Genomic DNA, 25,590 nt, shown 5'->3' on the forward strand with positions numbered 1-25,590 from the left:
TAACATATTTACCTAGCAGTCGCGATTGGAATATTTGTTTATTTGAGGCGATAATAGGGAAACAGGAGTTGTAATGCGCGGAAGTATATTCGGAAAAATGTTTTCTATGACCACGTTTGGTGAGTCACATGGCCCGGCCCTTGGAGTCGTTTTAGATGGTGTTCCAAGTGGACTTGATTTTAATTTAGAAGATCTACAAAAAATGTTAGATAAGAGGGCACCAGGACGCTCAAAGGGTGTGACTGCAAGAAAAGAGCCTGATCAAGCGGAAGTTCTTTCTGGAGTGTTTGAGGGAAAAACTTTAGGGACTCCAATCGCCGTTATTATTCGCAATACAAATCAAAGAAGTAAAGATTACGAAAAACTAAAGGATAACTACCGCCCAGGTCATGCTGATCGTACTTACGATTTAAAGTATGGTATTCGCGATCACCGCGGTGGAGGACGTAGTAGTGGACGCGAAACTGTTGCCCGTGTTGTTGCAGGGTATTTTGCAAGTCTAGTTCTACCACAGGTTAAGGTTAATACTTTTATTTCCAAGTTAGGCCCTTTTGAATGTGAAAATATAATTAAGAGTTTTCCACAGAATCTTGGAACATATAACTTTGGTGATCCATCGAAAGATGCTGAAATTGAAAAGTACTTAATAGATTTAAAGGCGAAAGGAGACTCAATTGGTGGTCGAATTTCAGTAAATATTGAAAATTGTCCAGTTGGTCTAGGTGAGCCAGCTTTTGATAAATTAAAAGCTGATCTTGCAAAAGCTGTTCTTTCAATTGGAGCTTGTGTCGCATTCTCTTTTGGTGCAGGTTCTAAGATGGCCGATATGAGTGGACAAGAAGTAAGCTCTAATAGTGCTAACTTTGGTGGAATCGAGGGCGGAATTAGTAATGGTGAAATGATCAATCTTGATTTAACTTTCAAGCCAACATCGACTGTTGGAGCAAATGCTAAAGAGGGACGTCATGATCCTTGTATTCTACCAAGAGCTGTTGTTGTCGTAGAGTCAATGGTTAGGGTAGTATTGGCCGATCATTTTCTAAGACAGAAGGCGTACGAGGTATAATTTGTCAGAAATAAAGTTATTTGATGAAATTAATGATGTTAATAAAATCCTAAATGAGATTGACTCTGATCGAATTCTCGTTGTGCTCGATTCTAATATTAATAGTCTATATCTTGATCTCATCGATGTTCGAGAGGGGATTGAAATCTATATTGCACCTGCTGGTGAAGATTGCAAGAATGTCTCTGAAGTAGAAAGGGCATGTGAGTTCTTTATTGAAAAGGGTGTACATCGTGGAGCTCATCTTGTTGCTATTGGCGGTGGCGCATGTTCTGATTTTGCGGGCCTAGTTGCTTCATTATTGCTTCGTGGAATTAAGTGGAGTGTTATTCCAACGACACTTCTATCAATGATTGATGCAAGTATCGGTGGAAAAGTTGCAGTTAATTCAAAATACGGAAAAAACCTAATAGGTGCTTTCCATCTTCCAGAGAAAGTTTATATCTGTGCAAAATTTTTGGAAACACTTGCGGAAGACGACTTTATTTCGGGTCTGGGAGAATTGGCAAAATACTACTTTCTTGATGAGCAAGTTTTTAATTTGATTAATAATGAAGCAAGCTTTGATGAAATCACACTTCGTTGTGCAAAGTATAAGCAAGAAATTGTTGAGCAAGATTTCAAAGAAGGTGGAATAAGAAAAGTATTAAACTTAGGTCACACTTTAGGTCATGCAATTGAAAAGGTTTATGAACTTCCACATGGTGTAGCTGTTTATTGGGGCCTTAAGTTAATTTTTAATATTTTTCACAGAGATGAAGAAAGCCAATTCTTAAATCAATTCTCAAGTATTTTTGGGCTGGATGCCTTGATGTGTCCCTGGGAGGATTCACTTCCAGTTGATGAAATGATGGAATTCATCGCAAAAGATAAAAAGATAATAAGTCGTAATACAATTGAGGTGATACTACCAAATGGTATTGGTTCTCCATCAATTCAAACGGTATCTTTAGATGATATTAGACAACACCTATTGGCCTATGCAAATGGTGCAGGCTCATCTAAGAGTTATATAAAGAAAATAAAAGTACCTTCATCAAAATCTTTTGCCAATAGAGCTCTTGTGCTTGCAGCAATATATCCACAAGACATTCAACTCATTAACATGCCTGAATCAACAGACGTTGTTAATATGCTAAGCTGCCTAGAAAGTATTGGCCTTACAATTGAAAAAGCAGAAGATGGAATTATTATTCGTGGATCATTTCCAGAGTGTGAGATCGAGACGGAAGATGTGGTCGAACTTTACTCCGGTGATGGTGGAACGACAAATCGTTTTATTATTCCACTTCTTGCACTTGGAAAAAATAAGTATAGCCTTATTCCAAGTGAAAAAATGTTTGAAAGACCCATGGATGAATTAGTAAGTGTCTTAGATGATCTTGATGCAGTTGTAACACGTGATGAAAAAACATGGTTTCAAATCCAAGGTCCAATAAGTATTTCTAGAGGAGTCTATGAAGTTGACTGTAGTCGATCAACGCAGTTTGCTACAGGTCTTGCTATGGCCTTATCTCCACGTGATATTGATGTTGAGCCAGTTAACTTAACAACGAGTCGCCCATATTGGGACATGACTCTAAATTTAATTGAACGATTTAAAAATGGTGAGCAAGTCTTTGAGGTTCCTGTGGACTTTAGTTCTCTTGGTTATCCATTAGCTTATGGGTGTTTAACAGGCCCTGTGCTCGTTGAAAATTGTAAAGGTATTGACCGTTTTCAAGCAGATAGTAAGTTTATTGGTTTACTTGAGGAGCTTGGAGGTCAATTTGACTTCACATCAAATGGTTTACTCTTTAATGGAATGGATAATCTAAATGGATTTGAGATCGATTGTCGTGATTGTCCGGATCTTATACCGACATTATGTTTCCTTGCTTCATATGCTAATGGAGCAACAATTATTAGAAGTGTTGAAGTCTTAATTCATAAAGAATCAGATCGCTTAAGTGCTGTAATGGACTTAATGGAACTTTACGATATCGAACATCACTATAATGAAGCAGAAGATTTTCTAGAGATTATAGGTACCAAGCCAGATGGACGAATTGTTGATATTGTACCACCTCGTGATCATCGTATGGTTATGGTTTCTTACCTCTACCAATTGGTTAACGGCGGTGGAAATCTTGAAAATAAGGATTGTGTCGAGAAGTCGTTTCCTGATTTCTTTGAGGTAATCGCCTAGTGAAAAAGATTGAAATCATAATTGTTTCGGCCTTTATTTCGATTTCAATCTTTTGCGAAATCTTTGGCCATCGTGGGAATATCTATCCTTTTTTTAGTTGGAACTTATTTAGTGTGTCGAGGACTAATTAAATGATTAGTAGTTTTTCTCAGATATTCTACTTAATGACATTTTCAATTATCAGCATGTTTTTATATGAGAGTTTTCCATCTCAAAAACAAACAAATTGGATATCTTCATTTCTTCCAGTAAGTTTTCTTTTTCCTATTTTATGCTTATGGACTATCTCTACATTTGGGGCCATAAGTGATTTTTGTCGAAAATATTTTCGTATTCTCTATTCTATATTACTCTTTTTAATAATAGGAATGACAAATGGTGCTGATATAGACCACGATTTATTCTTATGGCTTTATATTTCGATAATTCTGATTTTTGAAAATAATAATAAAGATCCAAGTTATGATGTTCTAAATTTATCTAAACTTCTAACTGTTCTAGTATATTTTATGTCTGGATTTTGGAAGGTTTTTTATTCTCTCACAAGTTTCTTTTCCGAAGGACAAGGCTATCTTCATTTAAATGGCTTACATAAAATTATATATAATTATAATTCTAGTATTGGTTATAGCTGGCCAGTTTTAGATCAAGTACCAACGTTTATATTCTTTATTTTTGGATTACTTATCGTTTCCTTAGAACTGAGTGGTCTAATCTTATACTTTAGGAAAAAGTCGGCTTTATACATTTGGGCGCTGTTAATAATTGCCTTTCATTTACTGACTGTTGCAGTTATGAAGATTGAGTTTGTATCAAATATAATTCTTCTAGGCTTAATTTTTTGCTTTCCTAAGAAAAAAGAATCCAGCCAATCTTCTCGTTAATATACTGAAGTGTAAAAAAACGTGACTTATCAAGATCTACATTCTTATCAATAACAAATTGGCCCGTATTATTGGCAATCATATGTTTATTACTACTTACTGTTGGCGTTTGTGATAATTTACTTTTAACGACCTTAAAGTGAATACAAGATTTTACGCTCGTTGGATTCTCAGGAAGTTTATAATTCATTCCCGATTTTAAAGTTACACATGTACCAAAATCATTGGAAATTAGGATGTTACCTGAGTCAATTACTTTGGAACGCGAAAATGCGTGTACAATTGATTTGTAGGTAAATAGCGAGAAAATTGTAGATAAAATAAAATTTCTTCGTTTCATGATACTATTATATAATAGATTTATAAAAATACAGAAAATTATTTATTAGAGGATACGGTTATGACTTTAAGAAATGGTACGTTAACAAATTTTAATACGGCGACATTTTCGACAGCTAGTGTAACAGGACCTGACCTTTACTATTCAGGTGGAAGTTTTGTTGCTTATAATCACCTAGTTGCAAGATTGGATATTCGTGCTGCTCGTAACTTAAGTGTAGGTTCAAATATTAATGCAGGTGGAAATATCACAAATGGTGGCTCTATTACAGCAACAGGTGATGTAAGAGGTGCCAGAGTATGGAATGCTGTTTGGAATGATGTTGCAGATTATCAGCTTCTTAATGATGAATTAATCCCTGGAAAGTGTTATTACGATACTATTGAAGGTGCACGTATATGCTCTGAAAGATGCCAATTAAGTGTTATTGGTATTGCGTCAGATACTTTTGGTTTTGGTGTTGGAAAAGGTAATGCAGGTCTTGAAGTCCCTATAGCCATTGGTGGTTGGGTTCTTGCTTATGTTGACGATGAGTACCCGTGTGGAACACCATTAACAAATGATGAAAATGGAAACTTAACGGAAATGTCTCTTGAAGAGAAACGTGATTATCCTGAAAGATTAGTTGCTATTTATAAGAAAAAAGAACACAAAGATACATTCGGTGATGGTAATATTGAGATTCAAGTTGATGGCCGTCATTGGGTAAAAGTTAAGTAATAAAAGGTCTACTATGATAGTCTTATCAATTGCTTTTTCGGAAGCTTGTAACTTAAGTTGTAGTTACTGCAATGTTGATAAGCTTTCCAAGAAATCAATCAATACAGATTTATTTTTTGAATCATATAAGAAGGTTCGCGCTGAAAATCCTGATGAGTTAATTCAGGTTGATTTCTACGGTGGCGAACCTCTTCTTCATTGGGATAAGATTGTTCGAGTAACTGAAGAATTAAAAAATGAAGATAATATTCAATTCTATATGCCAACGAACGGTCTGCTATTAGATCAAGAGAAAGTCGATTTTTTAAATGAAAATAACATTCGAGTTTCTCTTTCATATGATGGACTATGGCAAGATATCAATCGTAAACAGCATGATAATCGCGCAACAAGTTACTTATATGAAAAGAAGCTTCCGCTTATTAAACAACTTAATGATTTAAGCTGTCACACCATGATTTATGCAGGAAATAGTAATCTTCTTGAGAATCATCTCTTTATCAAAAAAGTTTTAAATCTAAATCCTGATCTTACTCTCATTAGAGATGTTGATGTTTGGACCTATGAGAGTGCAAATGATGTAAACAAAGGATTTAGTGAGCTTGTTGATTGGTATATTGAAAATGTTGATGATGTCGAGATGCCACAAATAATTCTCACTTACTTAAGACACATTCTTCGCTATACGGCCAAAGATATAACGATTGATTATTGCGGAGCAGGAGACACTCATTTATCTTTTTCAGAAGATAAGCTAATTGCCTGTAATCGCTTCAAAGATGACGACCTTTATTTAAAAATCCCAGAATATAAGAATATGGCCGCTTGTGAGAGCTGTAGTGTAAAAAAATTCTGTAGAAAAGGTTGTTTATATGAGAACATTAAGAACGAAGGACCTATTGAAAATATTTGCATAATGTATCGCCATTTTTATAAGGAAATACAACGCATGATTTCTGAAATTAGGTCTAATGAATATTTTACTAGAATCTTGAAAAGAGAAGTGTATGAATCTTAAAGCTCTAAATCGCAGTATGTTTTTGGCGGCTGAACATTTATTTGAAGCGGGTAAACATTTGATGCCAATTTCACCAGAATATGGTGAAAGGCTAATGCTCGAAGCAGATGAAATTCTTTCAATGATAAAGCCAGAAGTTGAGAAAGTATCAGATGAAAAGTTGGACGGAATTCTAGATGAAATCCTTAACGTGGAGATAGAATAATGGTCGCTTATAATTTTGAAAATCCAGCAAAAGCTAAAAAAAGATATGCAAAGAATTTCTTTACTTTAGAAATTACAACGTCGGCACTTTGTGACTTAAATTGTACTTATTGTTTCGAAGGTGAAAAAGTCGATAAGGCTCGTCTTGATAATGAGCTTCCTGTTATCTTTAAAAGAATTGATAGTATCCTTGCGGATAAAAATTGGTTCCAAGAAAAATATGATGGTTTAAACATATCTCTTTGGGGTGGAGAGCCAACTCTTAACCCTAATTTCATTATTGAGTTGATGAACAATTATCGTGACCACGATAATGTTGACTTTCACCTTTATACTAATGCTTTCAATATTCACAATATGAGAAAGATTATTGAAAATGTAGATACAAGCAAACTTCATGTACAGGTTTCCTATGATGGCCGTGCCGTTAATGACAGCTATCGTTTAATGAAGAATAAAAAGCCTTCGAGTAATCATGTTATTAATAACCTTTATGAGCTTGCTAATCTTGGGATTAATGTAAGTATGAAGGCAACTCTTCCTATTGATAGTATGGAGAATCTTTATTCATGTTGGGAAGATTATCATGACATTCAAAAGCTTCTTTGGAAGGTATCAAAAGATATTAATATTAGTTATTCTCCAACGATTGACTATATTACAAAATTTTCTCTTGATGAGAAAAAAGATGCCATCAAGGTTTTTAGGGCAGAGTTTTTAAAAATAGCAAAAAGAGAAATCGAGTTCTATAAAGAAAATGGTCGCTACCTATGTTCTTGGTTTGGTGGTGAAGATAACCGCAAGCATTGTTCTGCAGGTTATAATATGGCCGCTATTGATCAACGTGGAAATCTCTATGCTTGTCACGGAGCGATTTATTCAAAACATAAAGAAGAGTTAGCTTATAGCGATATCAATGATGATGCATTTGTTGAAAAAATAAGTGCATATACGCAAAAATTTGAAGAACCACTTAAGAAGATTCACAAAGATTGTCAGGATTGTGTTGCAACTACTTGTATGATTTGTCCTGTGGCAAGTCACGAGAAGAGTGAAAAAACAGACTTTTTTGAAAAATGGACTGATAATTGGGTTAACGAATTATGTGGTTTCTTTAAAACTTTTGGTGAGATTGATCGAGCTGTACAGAAGCATATATACTCTGTTGGTGTAATGACTACAGAAGAGTATATTGAAAAGGAGGTCACAAATGGCATGTAGTGGTGGACACTGTACCTTTCACAATACAGGAACAGCTACTTGTTCAGGGCACCGAGGTGTTTGTACGTCAAATAGAGGTGTAACCCTAAGTACTGGAGTTGCGACGGGTAATAAAGTTTTAAGTAGTCATATAACTAACTTAAGAAATAATATAGCTGCGGAGTTAGCACGATATCGTGTACACCCTTTTTATAATCCAGGAACTCCTTCGGCGTCACTTGGTGTTGGTGTTAGAATTACAAATGCCGCATCAGCATCAATGAATAACGAGATTAATGACCTTTCTCCTAATAATGATTCAACTGTAAGTTATACGCCAGCACCAACAGGTGTTTCTCCGGCCGATAATAGACCTCGTACCGCGGATGATCCTACTGCTGGTGGTTCATCGGGAGCGAGAACATGGAATAAGTATGGACAAAAAGTTGTTAGATCACATGTACAAGAATTATTGAATTACTATAATACAATTAGAGCAGATTGTATTTGTAACTCTGATTGTAATTGTAATGCTGTATGTTCATGTCACAATAATTGTGGATGTCACTATTAGATTTAAAAGGAATTAATTATGATGTTATATGATGTAGCTTCTGTAGAGGATCGTGGATCACACTGGTATGTAACGAATGTTTATCCTCATACCCTTGATCCTATTGAAAGACATGAGAAGTTATTAAATCTTTCAGCAGTATCTGCTTCTCTTATCAAAAGGGCCTTAGAAGAAGGCTATGAAGTAAGAATTGCAAAGCCAATTGAATTTAATGAAGTAATGCCTCATGAAATCAAAATTATCGAAGGTGATGCTAACGATTATAATTTTGCAAGAGAGTCCGCAATTAAAAAGGCCCGTATGGTCGTAACGCAGGATCTTGCTTCTGTAAGTGGTTATACTTTTTATAGCTATATGTGTTTAAATAATGAGCTTTGCGATAAGGGCTACTTTATTACTGCTGAAAACCGCGAGTCAAAATATTTAGAAATCTTAGAAACAGGTAATGAAGAACTTATTCAAAAATTAGAAGATTACCTGAATATGCGCGATCAGATTGAAAGAATCAGTGCTCTTAATAAGAAATTTGATCACTTTAGAAAAATCGTTAACGAAGAAGAGTGTACTGATAAAATCGATGAGCTTACAAATAAATTCTTAGAGGATTATTATTCAACATTCTTCTAGAATTATTCTCTATTCGCAAAAAGATCACCGTAAAGTAAATGGAACATTATTTTACTGCTTCGAGTATTTCTTATTCTCAAGAGCTCGAAGCAGTGATGTGAAATTTGTCCTCTATAACTGCACCCAAGAAGAAAGAATCAACTGGATTAGTGTTTTCAAAGAAAGATACCATTTTCCGGATGAATATATTTCTGACTTTCTCGTTACTAATAGTGTTTATGATATTTTTAAATTAAAGCCTAAGCGTTGTATGATTCTTGATATTCATACGCTTAAACTTCTTGGAGAAACAATTCCATGTGACCTGGTGGTTTTTTCAAATGAAGGCCATGAAATGCGACGTTATGGGATGAAAAAGGTCAAGTATTACGGATTCTATGAATATCAAAATTTTGATGAGCAAGAACTTTTAAAATTCTCATTTGGAAATTATAAAGATCTTAATACAGTTGATAACTATGTCTTTGTTAATACGCCATCTCTAGACTATACGAATGTTGTGATACCTGAGCTCTACAGGGATCGAAAACTAATTTATAAAATCGCTAATAAGCATCACGAAAATTTACACGAGAAATTTGATACAATGTTGTATTACCAATCTGGTAAAGTTGATACAAATAATCGTCTTGTTCCCGAAAGCCTTTATTATAAGAAGAAGGTCGAAATCTTTAAGAGTGTTATTCAAGACTCCGTAAATATGCGATATAATGATATCTTATTAAATGGATTTGAAGCTTATCACTTAACGGATGAAGATAAGTTAATTCAAGACTTTTTGGATTAATATGATTCTTAGATTAGATAAAGAAAATTATGATCTCTGGTTAACATATAGCTGGAGTGCAAATAATCATGGCCTATGTGGACATACATACGAGGTTATTGATTACTATCTTTTTTTGAAAGATTATATGCGAGTTGGAATTCTTCTTTGTGAAGATATTGATTGGCCTACATTTAGAGATTCTGTTGTTGGTAAATACATCATTTCAAATGAAGAGCTGTTGCAACTTGAAAAAGATACAATATTTGTTAATCGTCCTAATTTAGTACACGCTAATAATATTCTCTTTACTGATGGTGGTGCTAAATCACTTATGGGAAAACATATTCTTGCACAGAAGATCTTTCACTTTGCCTGCGGTGATAAAGAACTTCAAGATAACGATAAAGATAATGTTTATATCTTACAAGATGCCCGTATTTATCGTGATTGTAAGAATGCTATTGATTACAAAAAACGTATCAATTTTGATCGTCTTAAAAAGCCTGCAAAATCAAATCGTTGTAACTTGTTGTATGGCACAAAAAATTGTCGAAATATCCCTGATCAGATGTATCTAGACCTTTTAAATCAATATGATGGAAAATTCATGTGCTTAACCAATAGGGAAAACCGACCTGTAGAGCGTCTAGATGGGCTCTCTGATCGCTTTGTTTTTCCAGAGATGCCAGTACCTGACTTATTTGAAAAGTTTGATAGATATATCTATACACCCGTTCCTCGTAAGTTTGATTGTAGTCCTCGAATGATTGCGGAATGTAAATTTTTTGAAAAAGAGGTTGTGTATTATAATATAGACTACTGGGATGAAGATAAAGGCCTCTACTGGAGAAAGTGGGATATCGACAATGACTTTGAATCGATATTCTTAAAAGAGGGAGATCCCATACTAGAAATCTTGGGAGAACATATTGGATTATAATATTTTTAGCCACTCAGGATTGAAGCTAATAAATGATAAATTCAATAAAAGAGCGAAGCTCGACACAGGTACATTCTGTAATTATGAATGTTACTTCTGCTATTACCTTGATGATCTCGATAAAGTGACTCCATTAGAAACTATTAAAAAAAGAGCACAAAAGATCTATAACTGTGGAATGCGAGAAATTGATCTTAGTGGTGGAGAAAGTTCAGTCCACCGTGATTGGTTTGCTATTCTCGACTATTGCAAGGAAGCAGGTTTTACAAATATTTCTGCTCTGACAAATGGTGCGAAGTTTGCAAACTTAGAATTCTGTAAAAAATCGCAAGAACATGGGTTAACGGAATTACTTTTTAGTCTTCACGGAGTTAATGAAGAGAATCATGATTCAATTGTTGGAAGAAAGGGTGCCTTTCGAAAAATGCTAAAGGCCATTTCAAATTGCCAAGAAATAGGCATTAGGGTTCGTATAAACTGTACTGTAACTGATAAGAATGCAGAACTACTCAATGAATATGTCGAATTAATCAATAAGATCATGCCTTATCAATTAAACTTCCTTCCTCTTAATTATTGGGAAGATGCTGATCGACTTGAGTCACAAAGTTATGAACATCTAAGTAAATATATTAAAAAGGCCATTGATAGTCTCAACAATAGTATTCAAATTAATGTCCGCTATATCCCATTTTGTTTTATGCAGGGGTATGAGAAATATGTCGTTGGTGTTTATCAGCATATTTATGATCGTAATGACTGGAATATTTATGCTTACGATGTGGAGAAAATTGAAGAGAAGGTACTCGATACAAAAGAATATTTCGAAGTTGCCGCTCAAAAGAGAAAGCACACGTACACAAAAGGTAAGGAGTGTTTTAATTGTATGTACTTCTTTATATGTGATGGCGTAGAAAAGAAAATTTCAAATGTACAAAAGGTCTATCCTGTTGATGGTGATAAAATTGATGATGTACAACATTATCGTCGTGGCCATTATCCAGAGTGTGACTATAAGTAGGTAAGTTATGGAAAAATTACCAAATTCATTAGCAAAAGAAGATATTCTTGAAATAGAACTCGAGTTGACAGGAACATGTAATCTCGACTGTCCACTTTGTTCACGAAGTTATTCAAATGCTAAGCATTTAGTTAAATATAATGAAAGACCAGCAAGTGAGATTATTGCTCAACTTGATGAATACCCAAATATTAAGATGTGCTGTATGGCCGGAATGATTTCTGAGCCAACACTCCATAAAGAATTCTTCACGATAATGGAATATTTAATTGGTCGTGAAATTGAAGTCGAGCTTTATTCGAATGCTTCTCTACATACGACAGATTGGTGGCGAAAGCTTGGTTCGATGATGAGTCCTAGAGATCACGTATTCTTTACAATTTGTGGATCAACTCAAGAACTACATGAAAAATATCGTGTTCGTTCTAATCTTCAACAAGTGTTAGACAATCATGCAGCTTTTAAAGAAGGATGTAAATACGATATCGATTATCTACAGCATATCATGTTTGAATATAATGCTAAAGATTTTGAGAGTGATGCGATGAAAGAGATTCGCTCTCGCTTTAGTCGTGAGTATAATATTAATACTCTTCCATACAATGAAAGATTTGGTTTTATTAAAGATGAAAATAATGACATTGCATTAACTGCAGATTTGGCAAAAAGTTATAACCTAATTTCTCGTCATGCTAAGAGACGTTACGAACGAAATAAATCTGGTGAAATTAAATGTCAGATGCGTTGTAAAAGTCTTGAAGAAAAATTTGTGGCCATTGATCAATGGGGTGAAATCTTTCCATGCTTTCTCTATCGTATCTATAATGTTGGTGAGAAATTTAATTTAGATTATTCAAAAATTAATCAATTTAAATATGACTTCTGCTATGAGTGTGAAGCCATGACGACAAAAATGCTAGAAGATATAGGTCTAGAGAGGATGGGGTAATGAGCTGTAAACAGACGACATTACATCGTAGTGAAATCCTAGAGCTTGAAATGGATCTAACGGGTACTTGTAATCTACGCTGTCCTCTGTGTACAAGAAATTACGCACATGCGGGTCATTTATTAAAACGTAATGTACGAAGTTATGAGCAAATAAAAGAACAATTAGATACCTTCACAAATCTCGAAGTTTTTTACATGGCCGGAAATATATCTGAGCCAACACTTCATCCTGAAGTTAAAGATATTTGTCGATACCTAGTCGAACGTGGTGTTGCTATCGAACTATTTACAAATGGTAGTACTCATAATCCTGAATGGTGGGCCGAACTAGGAGAGATACTTTCATCTAATGATCGCATATATTTTACTATTTGTGGCTCAACACAAGAGCTACACGAAAAATATCGTGTAGGTAGTAAGCTTCAAGATATCTTGGATAACCATCAAGGATTTATTTCGACAAATAAAGAAGGGATCGATCATATACAGCATATTATGTTCAAATATAATCGTGAAGATTATGAAAGTGAGGCGATGAAGAACATAATTGCCCGCTTTAGTAAAACTTTCAATGTCGACACTGAAGGACAGCGAACATTTAATGAGTATGTAAAATCCTTTGATAAGGATTTAATACGTCCTGAAGATGAAAGAAAAAGAGCGATTGATGCTTTATTTAATATAAAACCATCACCAGGTGAGAGTGAGGATATTGAAATAAAATGCATGAGTCTTAGAGATCGTAAAATTTATATTGATCAATTTGGACAAATATCACCTTGTTATGGCCATGCTGAATACGAGGGACCAGGACATTTTTCTGGAGAAGTATTTGATTATGGTGAAGTATTAAGCTTTAAATTTAAAGACTGTTTTAAATGTGAAAGAAGAATTCAAAAATTAATTGATGTAATGGAGTTAGACTTTGTCTGCTAGTAATGATGCCCTTATTCGTAGTGAGAGAATTGAAATTGATCTCACTGGTACTTGTAATGCAAAGTGTCCTTTGTGTGCACGTAACTATAAGCATATTGAAGTTAAATATAATGAGAGACACTTGAATGAGATTACTAATCAATTAGATCAGTTTCCAAATGCAAAGTATGTACATTTGGTAGGTGCTTTCTCTGAACCAACATTATATCGCTCTATTTTTGATCTTTGTCGTTATTTAAGAAAAAGAGATATCACAATTGAAATATGTACAAATGGTGACACTCACAATCCTGAATGGTGGGCCGAGTTAGGTACGATATTAGGTCCTGATGATAGTGTCTACTTTACAGTTTGTGGTTCAACACAAGAGCTTCACGAAATCTATCGAGTTAATACTAGTCTTGCTAATATTAGGGCCAATGCGAAGGCCTTTCGTGAAACAAATCCCTATGGAATTGATTATATCCAACATATCTTATTCGATTACAATGCTGAAGATCTTGAAAATGGAAGTATGGATGAACTTTTAAATGAGTTTAGTAATATCAATTTGACGCAAACACTGTATCGCCGAGAAACAGAGGTATATAAGAACCCTTTTAATCTCGATAAAATGCTCATTACGCCTGAACTTAAGAGAAAGTATGATGTCATTATAAACTCGGCCAAGAAGAAATGGGGCGAGAAAGTTAGTGGTAGTAAAGATTATGATATCGATTGTCGCTCATTTCACAATAAAAGTATTCATATTGATCAGCATGGTACAGTCTTTCCATGTTATGTATGGCTTGAAGAAAGTCGCTTAGAAAAGTGGGATCTTGATTATAAAAAGATACAGAATTTTGAATATGAATGTTGTCAAATTTGTGAAAAGAACTGCAAGCGACTAATGGATATGTGGGAGCTTGAGATTCTATAATGCAATATAATAAGTTTGTTGAATTCATAGAACTTAGTTTAAATAATAGCTGTAATTTACAGTGCCAGGGTTGTCCAAGCCTTAATCCTGGTCATAAAAATAGAAGAGAGCTCGATTTTTCAAAAGTCCTGCCTATAATCAAAAAATTTAACCCTAAAGAAGTTTTTGTCTGTGGTAATGATGGTGAACCATTAGAGCATAGTGATATTAATAATATCCTCATTTCATTGGGGGAAAATTTCTCACAAGATATCCTTATTGCAACTAATGGGGAAAACCTACTCAGTCTCGATGTGGATAAACTAAAAAAATATAAAAACATGGTCTTTCAGGTTGCCATTGACGGACCAAGACAAGAGATACATGAACTAACACGTTGTGGAAGTAGATTTACTAAAGTTTTAAGTAATATTGAACAAACAAAAAACTTTTTAAATATTGAACCAATTTTTTCTAGGCATGAACTTAACGAAGAATATGCAATTGAAACTGCGGAATTAATAAATAAAAAATTTGGCCTGGATTTATTATTTAGAGATACTACATTAGTTACGAGAAAAATTAAGCCTCCAAGAAAGAGAAGTGTTAAAGGGAATATGGATTTTCTTTATGATAAGAAGTATTCAAAGCCTGTTGTGCCCTGGTTTAAAAGAATTTATATCAACTCTGATGGAAGTTGTTATCCGTGCGTTTCTTTTATTTATGCAAGTACAGAAGTAAAGCCAGTAAATATCTATTCATATGAGAGTACTTTTGAGTTTTTTTCTGATTTTATAAAATTTTCAAAAGAATTTTGTAACTGCTATCAAGCTCTAGGAAATACCACGCAGTGTAAACTCAATTGTGATTTTTATATGAATGATTTTGAATATGATGATTTAGAAAGTATTAAGGATATTTCGTGATTAAAAGTAATACCTCATTTGGTAAGTTAAACTCTATAATTGTTGGACGAGAACTTGAGATTAGTAAGCGTATCGCTGATTTTACTTTCCAGCACTTCTACGGAGAAAATTTAACACATGCAGTATATGACAGGCTAGAACATGCAGGTCAAGAATACTATGTGAATCATGATCTTTTATTAAAACGAAACAAACAGCTCGATGATTTGGCAAACACTTTTGAGAGACTTGGTATTGAAGTATATCGTCCTGAGCGATTGGGGCAGGTCGTAACAATTAAAACGCCTGATTATAAAACAGAGCTTTCAAGTGCCAGTAATGTACGTGATGTATCTTTGGTATATCGTGACTATATTATTGAAACTCCAACTTATGTAAGAAATAGATTTTTTGAAAATACCCTTTTGTATAATGTGTACAACGGATTATTTGATGGGGGACGCGGTGGAAAATGGATTCGCTCACCACACAATAAGTTAATTGAAGAAACTATGGATTTAAGTCCTTGGGATTCAGTAAGAGATTATGAAAATTTTGATCGTTCTAAATATACAATGGCCATTGATGGAGCACAATTTCTACGTATTGGGAAAGATGTCATTGTGAATGTTAATTCTTATAATCACTATCTAGGACTTGAGTGGGTGAAGTCATTTTTTCCCGAGAGTGATTTCCATATTGTTAATGTAGCGGATAATCATATTGATGGTGTTCTCGTTTGCCTTAAGCCTGGTACATTTTTAGTAAATCCTAAGTATCGAAATATAAAAGATTTCTTGCCTGATAAATTTAAAAATTGGGATTGTTTATTTCCTGATGACTATAAGGCAGAGCCAGTTATTGAATCCGGTAAAACGGATATCGATATTCAACTTGCAAGTACACGTGGGATGGATATCAATATAGTAAGTGTTGATGAAGAAAATGTTTTAGTAAGTGAAAGTGCTGTAAATGTCATTGAACTTTTAGATAAGCATGGTTTTAAACCTCATCCTGTTAGATTAGAGAATTGTGAAATATTTGGTGGTGGTATACATTGCTCTACCCTGGATATAAATAGAGACGATGAATATATCGATTATACAAAGTAGTACATATGAAGATTGCACTTATAACAATGATTGAAAGTAATGGCCAAAGTACTAACGATGAGAAGGGGATTACTTTTGAAAATCAAAGACATTATGAAGATGAGGCGATTCTTTGTTTTGAGAATTGGCGAACTAACGCTGGTGAATTGAAGGATATTCCAATATATACTTATTGCCCAACTCACAATACTGTTTCGCAAAAGACTAAAGAGAAATTCAAGGAACTAGATGTTACCTATATAGAAAAGTATCACGAAGAAACAAAGCATTTTGAATCAGGTTTTGTGAATGTTCCTTTTTGTGGAATGCTTCTTGAACAGGAATTAGAGGAAGATATTCTAATTCATATTGATCTCGATATGAATTTAATTAAACCAATTGATCAAAATTTATTTGATGTCGTTTACAATGAAAATAAGATTGTTGTAGGGCAGTACGATGATATTTCTAAGAAAGACCAACGTTTTATCGGAGAAGATTGGGATAATCCTCTCGATACTGGATTTATCATTTCTCGCCGCGAAAGTGGATTTTATAAATTTTTCTTTGAAGAGCTTATGAAGCTTTATGAAACTAATGGTGATGAACGTTGGCAAAAAAATTGTCAAAATGTAGAGAAGTACTTCTTGGAAGAATATGTAATAGAGAAGGCTTATAATGAAGGCCGACTAGATGTTTTTCCAATTCAGTATTATCAAGTAGGTGAAGGATATGCTTCTATTTCTACTTTCCCTAAAGAAAAATTGAAGAATATCTACTTTTGGCATGAGCATCTTTATCCTAGCTCAAAGTATGATAAAGTTAGAGAGCGTATTGCCTACTTCAAAAGGATGAAGGAAATCTAAATGGATATTGAACATATCATGCGAGAAAAAAAGATTGAATTTCTTTATGCAGCTCAAAAAAAGCTAAAAGAGGAATTTGATATCGATGTACCAGTCGGTACAGGATTTGGTAAGAGTAAAAGCTTTTATTTTATACCTGTAGGTAATCGTAAATATGTTTTTAAGCCGGCGCTTAAGTATCTTGTTACTGATGCTCCAGATATCGATCGTAAACTGAATTTTACTTTTGATGATCTCTTGAATAAATATCGTAAAGTAATGAATAAAAAAACAATTCTACCTACGCTTCTAGAAGAATCTGAGAGTTTTCTTGTTTTTGAATATTATCGCGAAGAAGATGGTTGGTTCAAGATGGATGATCTTAAAAAAAGCGATTGTGAAACAGTTGTAACCTTAACAAGAAATTTATGGGGAAGTGATCGAAATGTGCTTTTCCCTTTCTATAATCAACTCTATTCTAAAGTGTATAAGCATTTAGACAGCGGTGAAATTAAAATTGTCGATCTAAAATATGTTGAAATTCAAAAACGTCGACCAATTTTTATGTATATCTGCGATTATAATATAAATACAATATTTTATTTTGAAAAAAATCTCAATCCATTCTACGACTTAAAGGATATCTTGTCGCGAGAGTACCCTGTGTATGAAGCCCAAGAGAAAATTCTATATAAATAATGAAAATACCTCTTTTTCGTCCATATTCTAGTAGCTCATTACCAATGGAAATTAAAAGGGTGATTGAATCAGGTCACTGGACTGGTGGACGTGAAGTTAGCGAGGTTGAGAATATATTAGCTGAAACATTTAATTTTCCCAATTTTACTTGTACAAGTAGCGCTACTTCAGCCTTTGAAATTTTAATAGATACATTTTATCCTGATTCAAAGGTCAATATCGTTGTTCCAGTGAATACATTCGCAGCTACTGCAGAAGTACCTCGTAGATTAGGGCATAAGGTTATTTTCTGTGATGTAGATGTAAAAACAGGAATGATTGATATAGCGTCTCTAAAATTGATATTAAATTCTCATAAAGTTGATTGTGTTATTCCCGTATCAATTGGTGGGCATCTTTATGACAGAGAGAAGCTTAAAGAATTAAAACAAAGCTATGGATTTGATATTATTGAAGATTTAGCTCAACTTATTTATAAAGATTGTTTCGATCATTTTGTTGATGCAGCATTCTTTAGTTTCTATCCTAATAAAATACTATCATCTCCTGATGGAGGTGGTTTTGTTCTATCTGATGAAAGTAAATTAGAAGATTTACGTAAGGTTCGCTTGCATGGAATTAAGCGTATTTCTCCGATAGAATATGATATTGAATGTCTTGGCCGAAAAGCAAATATGACTGATCTTAGTGCAGTTATTTTGAAAGATCAGATATATGCTCTTGATGAAAAAATAAAACGTCGACAATCAAGAGTTGTTCGATATCAGAATCTTCTTAAGGATATTCCACAAATCTCTTGTTTAGATCATAGTGAAAATATTATTTCCTCTCTTTTTGTTATACATGCTAAAAATAGAAAAGAGCTTCAAATTCATATGGCTGATAATGGAGTCCAAACATCTATTCACTTTAAACCTCTTCATTTACATTCATATTGGAAAAAAGATGAGTTAGTGTTTTCAGGTGCTGAAAGCTATTACTCTACATCTTTAAGTTTACCTTTTTACGAAACTCTCGAAGATAATGAAATAAGTTACATCGTGGAGCTTATAGCTAAATTTTATTCTAATTAATAATACGCTCGATGTAGAAGGACTCAGCTAATAATTTCCCGCACTTTGTGCCTTCTGTTTTTGCGAGAATTTCTAAATTTTCAATCGAACGAGGATGAGGGAAGGCATGCAATTCACTTTCGTAAGCGCACATGGCCTTAATCTTTATTTTCAAGTCCTCACTATCTATTGAATTAAAATAGTTTTTTCTTGTTTGTTGATATTGCGAAGATTGAAATTCAATACTTGAAGGTATATCAAAAGAAAAAATATGGGTGGTTAAATTCTCTGGTAGTGCTCTAAAAGCAGTTAATACTGCTTTATTAGTGATTTGATGATCAATATTCAAATCATTAGATGAGTGTGTGTAGACAATATTGGGACAAAATTCTTTTTTAACAGATTCTATCTTCTGTATTATGTCGATGAGCTCATGGCCATCTAGGCGATTGTCTTTAAAATCTAACTTCTTAAAGCTTTCTACTCCTAGGATATTCATGGCCTTTAGGAATTCTTGATGACGGTTTTCTACATCTTTCCCTTGTGCAGAAGTACTGTCCGTTAGAACTAGTATGAATACTTCATCACCACAATTAATATGTTTATTAATTGTTGCTCCACAACCTAGTACTTCATCATCTGCATGGGCAACTACTACTAATACTTTGTTTTTCATGGCGCTACCTTTTCAAAACTCCAATAATCATCACACTGGCAGACTTCAAAAGGGCATGTGATTGCTGTCGTTTTAAAGTCACAGGTTAGAATGTGTTTTTTCGTGTTTTTACAAGCATAGGATACTTGAGCATCATAATGAATGATAAATGCCCTAATGTCACACCTCCAACCTTTAAGTCTGTTATAACCATGATTTAAAAAATCTGATTTAGAAAGGTGATGAATCGAGTTTTTTAATTTTATTAAGGTTGTTTCTTTATTTTCTAGTAGAGTTATCTTGGCTTCACATTCTTTTATAAAGGATTCGATTACTTCTTGATATGCTTCATAGGAAACTTGTTGTTGTGTCTCATTGTGTAGTCTTATGCAATTTAAAGTTAATTTTTTATCTGAAGCTAGTCTGTATAAATCATCAAATATATTCTTATATTGATTATACTCATCTATTTTATTAGTGAATAGAAAGGCAATATCAATTTTATACTGGCCAGATAGAATATCCGCTTTTTTTACAAAATCTTTGTTTGGGTATTCAGGGTGAAAACTTGCAGTGATTTTGATTTTGTTATTCTTAGGTATTTTAGACCAAAAATTCTCAGGTTTTACAAAATTTGTAACTATTCTAATTTCTCTTAATTTTTCAATCTTAACTAATTCTTCAATTATTTCTAGGAAATTTGGGTGTAGTGTGGGTTCACCACCAATTAAATTAATGATGAAGTCTTCTTCTATTGCCTTGAGTTTCTTTAAAACGATTTTACTTAATGTTGTATAATTAGTGTCACTTGTAAAAGGTCTGTAATAGCAATAACTACAATCAAATTGGCAATGAGATACCATCTCCCAATTAATGTTTAGAGGGGATCCTTCTCCAATAGCAATAATGTCTTGATTGTTATATTGCATTTTTGAGTTCCTCAATTGCGATTCGTCCGCTTCCGTATATATTAGTAATACCTTTTTGTTTTAAGACTTCTTTATATAATGGCGCTTCGTAATTATATGGAAAACAAAAGTCTTTGATTTGGATTCCTTTCTTCTCAAATTCACTTATCATCGTGTCGGTATCATTTTTTAAGTGATTATGTAGTTCTTTTAAAGTTATATTTTTTCTTAGATCTTTATGTTTATGAGAGTGGCCACCTATATAGCAATTTACTGTATTTGCTATTTCTTTAATTTGGCTCCATTTCATATAATTATTTGTTACTTTATTCTTAAAGAAAAGCTCATGGGCCCTTGCACATGGAATTGTCTCTTTATTTTGAATTTCGTCTTCTGGAGAAATTATATTTGTAGAAATAAAAAAGATTTTTGGTGTGTCAAATTTTAAGAAATGCTCTAAGTATTTGTACTGAGAATAAAGACCATCATCAAATGTAATGATATATTCTGAAAGATCCAAGTTAAGCATCCATTCATATACTTCATGAATCATTAATATAGGTTTATCCAATTTATTCATCACAACCTTGCACTATGTCTTTAATTATTTCTTGAAGTGTAACTTTAGGAGTATAGAAGCTTTTTAGTTTTTCAATATTTGGAGATCTCTTCAAAATATCTTTTGAATTCTTACTATACTCATGGTTAAAAGGTATCTTTTCTATTTTTATACTTTTATCTAATGTTAGCTTGATTTGAGTTGCTAATTCTTCGATCGTGACTCGATTTTTATCATTTCCAATATTAATTGTCTGATTATCAAATCGATCTTCGTTGATAAGATATTTCATTGCGCTGATAAGGTCCTTAACGTGGCAAAACGCCCTCGTTTGTTTTCCGTCTCCAAATATTTGTATTCTTCCATCTCTTTTAGCATCCCTAACCATTTTAGGAATAACCATGCCATACTCAGGTGATTGTCCTGGTCCTGTTACATTAAATAGTCTTAAAATAATATGTGGAATTTCGTGACTCTTGATTAAGAACTCTGTCATAAGCTTGTTGCAGGCATATCCCCATCTAAGTGTATCGGGAGAGCCTATTTGTAGACTTTGCTCTTCTTTACAATCCTCTTGGTTACCGTAAACCTCAGAACTTGATGCAAAGATCAACCTTGTTTTGAATTTGGCCAAAAGTTGTAGTAGATCGTGATTTATCTTGTTCTCATTAATGATTGCATCTCTGGGTGATTGATCAATTTTTTTTACTCCTACAGCGGCAGCAAAGTGACAAAAAATTGTGGTGTCTTTTAGTTCAGTATTAAGCCAGATTTTATCCTCTTCAGACATATTGGCCAAGTCCATATTTTTGTACGAGATTTCACCACATATACGTGCTAAATCGTCTATTGTAAGGACGTTTGTCGATAAATTGTCGATTATCGTGATGTCGAATTCTTGAAAGAAATTCTTGGCGATTTCGCTACCAAGGAAGCCAAGGCCACCACTTACTATCATTTTACGTCTGGTCATAAATTCAGCCACTTGCAGTAATTTTATCTATTGGTAAAATTATTTAGTTAATAATAATGCATCAAATTTTAATTACACTTATAATTATAGCATATTGCATGTTTCTGGGGTGTCTCAATGAAGAAGAAAAATAACTCAAATCAATTTGGTTTTACTCTCGCTGAAGTAATGGTTGCGGCCGGTCTTATCGGTGTACTATCGCTTGCGGTTGTTAATATGATGAGTAATATTAACAGAACTTCTAAGCGTGCATCTCAAGTCTTTAATGTTCAGCAAGAAACACAAAGAATTACGGGGATTTTATCTAATGGAGATGCCTGTAAGAATACGTTACAAGGAATAGATATCGGTAATGCTCCTAATTATTCAACTACTCAAGATGTACCAGCGATTAAAGATGCAAATGACGATAATATCTATACAATAGGTAAGGAATTAGGTGCAGGTCCAGATACTGTAAACGTTAATTCAATGCAGGTAAGAAGATACTTTGATCCTAAGACAGGTACTTATGGTTCTCTTCAAAATTATACAGTTGGAGCAGTCCCTTTTACAAAGTTAGAAGCACAACTACTCATCACATTTAGAAAGGGAACAGTTGGAACAAGTGATGATGTTATTAAGAAGAGTTCTGTTGGTAGTATCGATATTACAAAGCGAATCAGCATGATGGTCGTTGTAAATGCTGCAGGACAAATACAGTCTTGTTATAGTACAGCGGATGAGTTCCTTGATAGTGCTTGTCGAAATCTAGGTGGAACAATTGATGGAGTCGATGGTGGTTGTAAAGACGTAAAGCTAACAACTCTTAAAACTACGCCAGATACTTCAATTACTAATGCTGTAACTATTGGTAGTAGTGATTCTGCTGCAATTGGTGATGCTGGTGCCGCCAATGCTCCTTTACGAGTAAAACTAGGAAGTGCAAGTCGATACTTATCTGTTGATGATAGTTCTATACAAACGAATGGTGGTCCACTTGAATTAAACCCATTTGGCCGTGTCCAAGTAGGTGGTGGTGCAGGATCTTCAGAGATTAGTAATGGAACAACAGCACCTGCGAATGCGCCTCTTAAAGTTATGGGAGCAGGTTCAACTTTTATGGCCTTTGATGAAAATGAGATTCAGGTGTCAAATGGTACATCTACTGGAAGCTTACATTTAAATCCATATGGACCAAGTGTGACAATTGGTAAATCACAAGAAGTAGCGCATTTGAATTTATATGGTAATTTGAATATAGGTGATCCAAGTTCGACAATTACCACTACTAGAGTTATTAATTTATATGACGGTTCGTACATTAACTTCCTTTCAGACGAAAGTGTTAAAGATGATGTAGCAGTATTAGATGGGGTACTAGATAAACTTGAAAGAGTAAAAGGTGTTTCATTTGTGTGGAAGGATACTGGAAGAAAAGATATTGGTTATATCGCACAAGATTTAGAAAAGGTATTTCCTGAAGTTGTTGAGAGAGATCCTGAAACTGGTTTACTGAATGTACAATATACAAAAATGCCAGCAGTAAACACTGCCGCCATTAAAGAGCTTAAGCGTGAAAACGATGAACTCAAGTTTAGAGTAAATCTACTAATGAATGCTCTTTGTAATGGTGAAGATGCACATAAGTATGAAGAGGTTTGCTCTATTCCTATAGCACCTTTAGAATAAAAAAATGAATAAGACAAAAATCGCCATTATCGGTGTCGGATATGTGGGAATCAACTTAGCTGTTAGATTCCCACAATTCTTTGAAACAATTGCCTATGATATTGATGAAGAAAAGATCAACCTTCTAAAGGAAGGTGTCGATCCGTCTAATCAATTCTCTAAAAATGACATTCTTGAATGTGGCTGTGATTTCAGCTCTGATGTATCTGCTTTAAAGGACGTTGATTTCTATCTAATTACGGTTCCAACTCCTATAGACTCTAATCAACAACCAAACCAGGATCTTGTTATTAAGGCCATAGAGGGTCTTAGAGATTACCTGAACCCTGGAGATACGATAGTTATCGAATCAACTGTCGTACCTGGTACTACAAACGCGCTTAAAGAGTATCTTGGTAGGGATGATGTGAACTTTGCTTTTTCTCCTGAAAGAATTAGTCCCAGTGATAATACTGTAGCGTTTGAAGACATTGTTAAGGTTGTAGCCTGTGAGTCTAGTGAGAAGCTTGAAGAACTTGTTGGAATTTATAATAAGATATTTAAGCAAGTTGAGAGAAGCTATGACATCATTGCAAGTGAATTTGCTAAGCTTCTAGAAAATACGTCTAGAGATATCAATATCGCCATGATGAATGAATTCTATCTTGGTGCAATAAGCAAAGGTATCGATTTCAATGAGGCCCTAAGGCTTGCACGAACAAAGTGGAATTTCCCAAATGTTAATAAGGGCCTTGTCGGTGGACACTGTATTAGTGTTGATCCGCACTACCTTTCTAAGTTCCTAGATAACTCTTCAGATTCTATAATACTTCACTCACGTCGTATAAATGATTCCATGGTTGAGTCTATTGTAAGTAGGGTTATTTCCTTAACTAAGAATAATGATAAAATTCTCGTACTAGGTCTTACGTATAAAAAGAATTGTAATGACTTTAGAGATTCTAGAGCGATGCAAGTCTATGAAGAACTCAAGAATATAAGTGATCGAGTTGTCGAAGCTTATGATCCTTATCTTGATCATGAAAAAGATAAAAACAGCGGCTTTGATTTTGTTCTAACACTCGTTGCTCATAATGAATTTGTCGAAATGACTGCGAATGACTGGTTAAATCTTGTTAATCAAAACGGTGCTATTTTAGACTTTGCTCAAGTTCTAAGAGACGAGTTAAGTAGTTCGATCAAGGTCTATTATTAGATAAGGTTACAATCACAGTGATAGCGGAAGAGAGTTTCAAAACTATCTTCGCTAATTCTATGCTTATTTCTCATAAATAGCTTAAAGGCATCACCACGGTTCAGGGTTTGGCCATGTTTCGAGTTACAGGCCAGTTTGAATGAAATATGAGGATAGCGATCAAGGAAGTCATCAACTTGATGATGATTATCATTTGTTACAATAATTACGTAGGTGACTTGTTCTTCATCTAAGTCAGGAAATTCGATTTCGTGATCTAGATACTCAACACAGTGATAAAGGACTTCATCAATATGTTTTAAATACTTATCACCGTATCTTTTGATAAAAAGACCATTTGTAAAAACATCAATAGTACAATTTAGTTTTACTAAATGATCAAAAACCTTTTCCATTGTTTTGGGATCGATAAGGCCTGGCTCACCCCCGCTTAAGCTTACTTGTGCACCTTCTGTAACAGAGTAAACTTTGTCGAGCAGCATCTCCTTGCTAATTGGATTCTTTTTATTGCGCTCATGAGTATCAATAATGCAGTAAGTACAATCCCAATTGCAGTTGAATGTAGTAATGATAGTGAATTCATCACGCTTTGCTGTCATATGTTAATTGTAACATGGTCCAAAATTGTAAAAAAGCTTTATTTTCTCTAAAGATTTTAAATACTTAAGTGAGCCTTGAAAGCAGCGATTTTATTGATAAAA

Annotated in this window: 28 protein-coding genes; 22 read left to right on the top strand and 6 right to left on the bottom strand. The window is 34.0% G+C overall.

Features of this window, described 5'->3' with window-relative positions; genetic code table 11:
• Window positions 1-73: 73 nt before the first annotated feature.
• The 3 genes from aroC to C0Z22_RS12745 all read left to right on the top strand — a co-directional run bounded on the left by aroC (window position 74) and on the right by C0Z22_RS12745 (window position 4,138).
• Entirely contained in the window at window positions 74-1,066 is a 993-nt protein-coding gene (aroC, locus tag C0Z22_RS12735) for a chorismate synthase (protein ID WP_103218755.1), read from the top strand.
• Between the two features lies 1 nt (window position 1,067).
• A complete protein-coding gene (locus tag C0Z22_RS12740; RefSeq protein WP_103218756.1) occupies window positions 1,068-3,254 on the top strand; it encodes a hypothetical protein in 2,187 nt (728 codons plus the stop codon).
• A 164-nt stretch (window positions 3,255-3,418) separates the two neighbouring features.
• Window positions 3,419-4,138, top strand: a complete 720-nt coding sequence (locus C0Z22_RS12745; protein WP_146037896.1) for a hypothetical protein — start codon at window positions 3,419-3,421, stop codon at window positions 4,136-4,138.
• Here the strand turns inward: C0Z22_RS12745 and C0Z22_RS15930 are convergent.
• Complete coding sequence (locus tag C0Z22_RS15930) at window positions 4,104-4,478, bottom strand: hypothetical protein (protein WP_146037897.1); 375 nt, start codon at window positions 4,476-4,478, stop codon at window positions 4,104-4,106. The two genes, C0Z22_RS12745 and C0Z22_RS15930, sit on opposite strands and share 35 nt — an antisense overlap.
• Before the next feature lie 60 nt (window positions 4,479-4,538).
• Between C0Z22_RS15930 and C0Z22_RS12755 the strand changes: the two genes are divergently transcribed.
• The 17 genes from C0Z22_RS12755 to C0Z22_RS12835 all read left to right on the top strand — a co-directional run bounded on the left by C0Z22_RS12755 (window position 4,539) and on the right by C0Z22_RS12835 (window position 18,949).
• A complete protein-coding gene (locus C0Z22_RS12755; protein WP_103218759.1) occupies window positions 4,539-5,198 on the top strand; it encodes a hypothetical protein in 660 nt (219 codons plus the stop codon).
• Window positions 5,199-5,211: 13 nt separating this feature from the next.
• Window positions 5,212-6,216, top strand: coding sequence for a radical SAM protein (locus C0Z22_RS12760; RefSeq protein ID WP_103218760.1), 1,005 nt, complete (start codon window positions 5,212-5,214; stop codon window positions 6,214-6,216).
• Window positions 6,206-6,421, top strand: a complete 216-nt coding sequence (locus tag C0Z22_RS12765; RefSeq protein WP_103218761.1) for a hypothetical protein — start codon at window positions 6,206-6,208, stop codon at window positions 6,419-6,421. Before C0Z22_RS12760 ends, C0Z22_RS12765 begins: the two co-directional genes overlap by 11 nt.
• The gene (locus C0Z22_RS12770) at window positions 6,421-7,641 is read left to right on the top strand and encodes a radical SAM protein (protein WP_103218762.1); all 1,221 of its coding nucleotides are present in this window, start codon (window positions 6,421-6,423) and stop codon (window positions 7,639-7,641) included. The genes C0Z22_RS12765 and C0Z22_RS12770 overlap by 1 nt, the downstream gene beginning before the upstream one ends.
• The gene (locus C0Z22_RS12775; protein WP_103218763.1) at window positions 7,631-8,194 is read left to right on the top strand and encodes a hypothetical protein; all 564 of its coding nucleotides are present in this window, start codon (window positions 7,631-7,633) and stop codon (window positions 8,192-8,194) included. Before C0Z22_RS12770 ends, C0Z22_RS12775 begins: the two co-directional genes overlap by 11 nt.
• Before the next feature lie 18 nt (window positions 8,195-8,212).
• On the top strand, window positions 8,213-8,821 hold the full coding sequence (locus C0Z22_RS12780) for a hypothetical protein (RefSeq protein ID WP_103218764.1): 609 nt from the start codon (window positions 8,213-8,215) through the stop codon (window positions 8,819-8,821).
• A gap of 97 nt (window positions 8,822-8,918) precedes the next feature.
• On the top strand, window positions 8,919-9,608 hold the full coding sequence (locus C0Z22_RS12785) for a hypothetical protein (protein WP_103218765.1): 690 nt from the start codon (window positions 8,919-8,921) through the stop codon (window positions 9,606-9,608).
• A gap of 1 nt (window position 9,609) precedes the next feature.
• Window positions 9,610-10,530 carry a hypothetical protein gene (locus C0Z22_RS12790; RefSeq protein WP_103218766.1) on the top strand — a complete coding sequence of 307 codons (921 nt, stop codon included), beginning with the start codon at window positions 9,610-9,612 and terminating at the stop codon, window positions 10,528-10,530.
• Window positions 10,520-11,551: a radical SAM protein gene (locus C0Z22_RS12795; protein WP_158246924.1), complete on the top strand. Its 1,032-nt coding sequence runs from the start codon at window positions 10,520-10,522 to the stop codon at window positions 11,549-11,551. The genes C0Z22_RS12790 and C0Z22_RS12795 overlap by 11 nt, the downstream gene beginning before the upstream one ends.
• Before the next feature lie 7 nt (window positions 11,552-11,558).
• A complete protein-coding gene (locus C0Z22_RS12800; protein ID WP_103218768.1) occupies window positions 11,559-12,500 on the top strand; it encodes a radical SAM protein in 942 nt (313 codons plus the stop codon).
• Entirely contained in the window at window positions 12,500-13,438 is a 939-nt protein-coding gene (locus C0Z22_RS12805; RefSeq protein ID WP_103218769.1) for a radical SAM protein, read from the top strand. The genes C0Z22_RS12800 and C0Z22_RS12805 overlap by 1 nt, the downstream gene beginning before the upstream one ends.
• Entirely contained in the window at window positions 13,428-14,357 is a 930-nt protein-coding gene (locus tag C0Z22_RS12810; protein WP_103218770.1) for a radical SAM protein, read from the top strand. Before C0Z22_RS12805 ends, C0Z22_RS12810 begins: the two co-directional genes overlap by 11 nt.
• Window positions 14,357-15,262 carry a radical SAM protein gene (locus tag C0Z22_RS12815; protein ID WP_103218771.1) on the top strand — a complete coding sequence of 302 codons (906 nt, stop codon included), beginning with the start codon at window positions 14,357-14,359 and terminating at the stop codon, window positions 15,260-15,262. The genes C0Z22_RS12810 and C0Z22_RS12815 overlap by 1 nt, the downstream gene beginning before the upstream one ends.
• Window positions 15,259-16,353 carry a hypothetical protein gene (locus C0Z22_RS12820; RefSeq protein WP_103218772.1) on the top strand — a complete coding sequence of 365 codons (1,095 nt, stop codon included), beginning with the start codon at window positions 15,259-15,261 and terminating at the stop codon, window positions 16,351-16,353. Before C0Z22_RS12815 ends, C0Z22_RS12820 begins: the two co-directional genes overlap by 4 nt.
• 5 nt (window positions 16,354-16,358) lie before the next feature.
• Window positions 16,359-17,198, top strand: coding sequence for a hypothetical protein (locus tag C0Z22_RS12825; RefSeq protein WP_103218773.1), 840 nt, complete (start codon window positions 16,359-16,361; stop codon window positions 17,196-17,198).
• On the top strand, window positions 17,199-17,876 hold the full coding sequence (locus C0Z22_RS12830) for a hypothetical protein (protein WP_103218774.1): 678 nt from the start codon (window positions 17,199-17,201) through the stop codon (window positions 17,874-17,876).
• A complete protein-coding gene (locus tag C0Z22_RS12835) occupies window positions 17,876-18,949 on the top strand; it encodes a DegT/DnrJ/EryC1/StrS aminotransferase family protein (RefSeq protein WP_103218775.1) in 1,074 nt (357 codons plus the stop codon). The genes C0Z22_RS12830 and C0Z22_RS12835 overlap by 1 nt, the downstream gene beginning before the upstream one ends.
• Here C0Z22_RS12835 and C0Z22_RS12840 read toward each other — a convergent pair.
• From C0Z22_RS12840 to C0Z22_RS12855, 4 genes are read right to left on the bottom strand one after another with little or no spacing between them, the layout of a single operon-like run.
• Window positions 18,942-19,604: a PIG-L deacetylase family protein gene (locus tag C0Z22_RS12840; protein ID WP_103218776.1), complete on the bottom strand. Its 663-nt coding sequence runs from the start codon at window positions 19,602-19,604 to the stop codon at window positions 18,942-18,944. The two genes, C0Z22_RS12835 and C0Z22_RS12840, sit on opposite strands and share 8 nt — an antisense overlap.
• Complete coding sequence (locus tag C0Z22_RS12845; protein WP_103218777.1) at window positions 19,601-20,512, bottom strand: radical SAM protein; 912 nt, start codon at window positions 20,510-20,512, stop codon at window positions 19,601-19,603. The genes C0Z22_RS12840 and C0Z22_RS12845 overlap by 4 nt, the downstream gene beginning before the upstream one ends.
• On the bottom strand, window positions 20,502-21,044 hold the full coding sequence (locus tag C0Z22_RS12850) for a polysaccharide deacetylase family protein (RefSeq protein ID WP_158246925.1): 543 nt from the start codon (window positions 21,042-21,044) through the stop codon (window positions 20,502-20,504). The genes C0Z22_RS12845 and C0Z22_RS12850 overlap by 11 nt, the downstream gene beginning before the upstream one ends.
• A gap of 19 nt (window positions 21,045-21,063) precedes the next feature.
• The gene (locus C0Z22_RS12855) at window positions 21,064-22,023 is read right to left on the bottom strand and encodes an NAD(P)-dependent oxidoreductase (protein WP_103218779.1); all 960 of its coding nucleotides are present in this window, start codon (window positions 22,021-22,023) and stop codon (window positions 21,064-21,066) included.
• A 117-nt stretch (window positions 22,024-22,140) separates the two neighbouring features.
• Between C0Z22_RS12855 and C0Z22_RS12860 the strand changes: the two genes are divergently transcribed.
• Both C0Z22_RS12860 and C0Z22_RS12865 read left to right on the top strand, forming a co-directional pair.
• Window positions 22,141-23,694: a tail fiber domain-containing protein gene (locus C0Z22_RS12860; RefSeq protein WP_103218994.1), complete on the top strand. Its 1,554-nt coding sequence runs from the start codon at window positions 22,141-22,143 to the stop codon at window positions 23,692-23,694.
• A 4-nt stretch (window positions 23,695-23,698) separates the two neighbouring features.
• The gene (locus C0Z22_RS12865) at window positions 23,699-24,889 is read left to right on the top strand and encodes a nucleotide sugar dehydrogenase (RefSeq protein ID WP_103218780.1); all 1,191 of its coding nucleotides are present in this window, start codon (window positions 23,699-23,701) and stop codon (window positions 24,887-24,889) included.
• Here the strand turns inward: C0Z22_RS12865 and C0Z22_RS12870 are convergent.
• Complete coding sequence (locus tag C0Z22_RS12870; protein WP_103218781.1) at window positions 24,886-25,488, bottom strand: radical SAM protein; 603 nt, start codon at window positions 25,486-25,488, stop codon at window positions 24,886-24,888. The two genes, C0Z22_RS12865 and C0Z22_RS12870, sit on opposite strands and share 4 nt — an antisense overlap.
• Between the last annotated feature and the right edge of the window lie 102 nt (window positions 25,489-25,590).

It is taken from the genome of Halobacteriovorax sp. DA5, assembly GCF_002903145.1.
GTDB lineage: Bacteria > Bdellovibrionota > Bacteriovoracia > Bacteriovoracales > Bacteriovoracaceae > Halobacteriovorax_A.

What these genes read in the sequence shown, in the direction of transcription:
- aroC (WP_103218755.1), top strand. Translation starts at nt 74, where the DNA reads ATGCGCGGAAGTATATTCGGAAAAATGTTTTCTATGACCACGTTTGGT.
- C0Z22_RS12745 (WP_146037896.1), top strand. Translation starts at nt 3,419, where the DNA reads ATGACATTTTCAATTATCAGCATGTTTTTATATGAGAGTTTTCCATCT.
- C0Z22_RS15930 (WP_146037897.1), bottom strand. Translation starts at nt 4,478, where the DNA reads ATGAAACGAAGAAATTTTATTTTATCTACAATTTTCTCGCTATTTACC.
- C0Z22_RS12755 (WP_103218759.1), top strand. Translation starts at nt 4,539, where the DNA reads ATGACTTTAAGAAATGGTACGTTAACAAATTTTAATACGGCGACATTT.
- C0Z22_RS12760 (WP_103218760.1), top strand. Translation starts at nt 5,212, where the DNA reads ATGATAGTCTTATCAATTGCTTTTTCGGAAGCTTGTAACTTAAGTTGT.
- C0Z22_RS12765 (WP_103218761.1), top strand. Translation starts at nt 6,206, where the DNA reads ATGAATCTTAAAGCTCTAAATCGCAGTATGTTTTTGGCGGCTGAACAT.
- C0Z22_RS12770 (WP_103218762.1), top strand. Translation starts at nt 6,421, where the DNA reads ATGGTCGCTTATAATTTTGAAAATCCAGCAAAAGCTAAAAAAAGATAT.
- C0Z22_RS12775 (WP_103218763.1), top strand. Translation starts at nt 7,631, where the DNA reads ATGGCATGTAGTGGTGGACACTGTACCTTTCACAATACAGGAACAGCT.
- C0Z22_RS12780 (WP_103218764.1), top strand. Translation starts at nt 8,213, where the DNA reads ATGATGTTATATGATGTAGCTTCTGTAGAGGATCGTGGATCACACTGG.
- C0Z22_RS12790 (WP_103218766.1), top strand. Translation starts at nt 9,610, where the DNA reads ATGATTCTTAGATTAGATAAAGAAAATTATGATCTCTGGTTAACATAT.
- C0Z22_RS12800 (WP_103218768.1), top strand. Translation starts at nt 11,559, where the DNA reads ATGGAAAAATTACCAAATTCATTAGCAAAAGAAGATATTCTTGAAATA.
- C0Z22_RS12805 (WP_103218769.1), top strand. Translation starts at nt 12,500, where the DNA reads ATGAGCTGTAAACAGACGACATTACATCGTAGTGAAATCCTAGAGCTT.
- C0Z22_RS12815 (WP_103218771.1), top strand. Translation starts at nt 14,357, where the DNA reads ATGCAATATAATAAGTTTGTTGAATTCATAGAACTTAGTTTAAATAAT.
- C0Z22_RS12825 (WP_103218773.1), top strand. Translation starts at nt 16,359, where the DNA reads ATGAAGATTGCACTTATAACAATGATTGAAAGTAATGGCCAAAGTACT.
- C0Z22_RS12830 (WP_103218774.1), top strand. Translation starts at nt 17,199, where the DNA reads ATGGATATTGAACATATCATGCGAGAAAAAAAGATTGAATTTCTTTAT.
- C0Z22_RS12835 (WP_103218775.1), top strand. Translation starts at nt 17,876, where the DNA reads ATGAAAATACCTCTTTTTCGTCCATATTCTAGTAGCTCATTACCAATG.
- C0Z22_RS12840 (WP_103218776.1), bottom strand. Translation starts at nt 19,604, where the DNA reads ATGAAAAACAAAGTATTAGTAGTAGTTGCCCATGCAGATGATGAAGTA.
- C0Z22_RS12845 (WP_103218777.1), bottom strand. Translation starts at nt 20,512, where the DNA reads ATGCAATATAACAATCAAGACATTATTGCTATTGGAGAAGGATCCCCT.
- C0Z22_RS12850 (WP_158246925.1), bottom strand. Translation starts at nt 21,044, where the DNA reads ATGATTCATGAAGTATATGAATGGATGCTTAACTTGGATCTTTCAGAA.
- C0Z22_RS12855 (WP_103218779.1), bottom strand. Translation starts at nt 22,023, where the DNA reads ATGACCAGACGTAAAATGATAGTAAGTGGTGGCCTTGGCTTCCTTGGT.
- C0Z22_RS12860 (WP_103218994.1), top strand. Translation starts at nt 22,141, where the DNA reads ATGAAGAAGAAAAATAACTCAAATCAATTTGGTTTTACTCTCGCTGAA.
- C0Z22_RS12865 (WP_103218780.1), top strand. Translation starts at nt 23,699, where the DNA reads ATGAATAAGACAAAAATCGCCATTATCGGTGTCGGATATGTGGGAATC.
- C0Z22_RS12870 (WP_103218781.1), bottom strand. Translation starts at nt 25,488, where the DNA reads ATGACAGCAAAGCGTGATGAATTCACTATCATTACTACATTCAACTGC.